The 1,529-nt window shown below is 56.6% G+C and carries 2 protein-coding genes; both read left to right on the forward strand.

The features are described from left to right. On the forward strand, window positions 1–1,119 hold a 1,119-nt coding region (locus tag VGE80_RS15720), incomplete at its 5' end, for a DUF58 domain-containing protein (RefSeq protein WP_440593326.1). Between the two features lie 192 nt (window positions 1,120–1,311). Then, window positions 1,312–1,529 (forward strand): hypothetical protein (locus VGE80_RS15725; protein ID WP_440593327.1); only part of this gene is annotated, 218 nt, incomplete at its 3' end.

Here is a 1,529-nt window from a genome sequence, read left to right on the forward strand (position 1 = left end):
ATCATCGTCCTGTTTACGGGCGCCATGCTGACGAAACAGAATACGCTGCTGCTGGTCTTTGCCTTGATGGCCGGGCCTTTCGTGATCAACGGCTGGATGACATTCGGCATGCTCCAGGCAGCAAGAGTACGCCGAAAAGTTCCCGTCCGGGCGATGCAGGGAGAACTGTTTTCCGTCGAGATCACCCTGCGCAATTCTCGTCCGTGGTTCGCCCTCTGGATGATGACGGTCACGGACGAAATCGTTCACGAAACAGAAACCCTTTCGGCTTCCGTGTTGTTCTCACGCGTCTCTTCCAGAACGACCCAATCGGGACAGTACCAGTTACGTCTCAGCGGTCGCGGTCGCTACGTGCTCGGACCCATTCGCGCGGCTTCCCGTTTTCCGCTGGGACTGGTGGAGCGAAGCCGGGTCTTCGCAACGACTTCCGAAATCCTGATTTATCCCCGCATCGGCCGCGTCTCTCAAAGCTGGCGCCAGCGCCTCGGGGGTGCGACCGAATTGAATTCGAGAAAGTCACCGAATCTGGGACTGTTCCAGGACGACTTCAACCAGTTGCGTGAATTTCGTTCGGGGGACAATCCTCGCGCGATCCACTGGCGATCCACGGCGCGACGAGGTCAACTGATTCTGCGTGAGTTCCATCAGAATCGGGAGCATACTCTTGCCATCATTGTGGACCTGTTTGGTGAGTCGTTCCACACGGTCATGACGCGAGAGCAGGTTGATTTTGCACTGAGCTTTGTGGCCTCGCTGCTGATTGAACGAGGGCGGGAATGTCGTGATGGCTATCTTTCGCTGACAGCCGTCGGTGAATCCCGCTTCGACTGGGAAGGCCAGGGGACTTCCAGCAGTCTGGAGTCTCTCTTCGACGGACTCGCGTTGTTCCAACCGGGACCCGCCACAGAGGCGGTTGAGGTCGTTAGAACCAAGCTGCAACAGTTACCGACGACAACTCAGATTTTGATCGTGACCACGCGCAAAGCGGGCCTGCCGTATCAGAACCTGCTGACCTCGCGCGTGGAACTGCTGAACCTGAATGACGTTCGCGAGGACGATCTGCTGACTTTTGAAGATTATCGACCTGCGACCAGATCCCCGCGAAGTGTCGAAGTCTGATCCTGACACTATACTCTGTCGTGCCGAGAAGTACCGAAAACCTGCTTTGATGAGGGTGTGGAAGATGAGCCCCCGTGGAATTAAGACCGCAAACAGGGGGCTGGCTTGATCGGCTGCTACAATTTGCTCGGGAGGGGCGACTTGCCTGAGCGCCCTCCATGGAATCGGATGCCTTACACAACGTGAACGATTATGGACCTTGGTTACGTCTTCAAAGTCAGTCTTTACAGCCTCACGGTGCTGGTGGGGATGATTCTGGGATTTGCGGAAACCGACGGGACCAGTTACGGAATCCACCAGTACAAAATTGCGCTCCCTTTTCTCTCCCTTCCTGTCGTCGCCTGCGGATATCTGCTCACCGAGCATCGCCGGGCGAAGGACTCAAACGGAGCCTCTGGCTTGAAGCCGGG

The organism is Schlesneria sp. (genome assembly GCF_036405755.1).
Taxonomy (GTDB): domain Bacteria; phylum Planctomycetota; class Planctomycetia; order Planctomycetales; family Planctomycetaceae; genus Schlesneria; species Schlesneria sphaerica.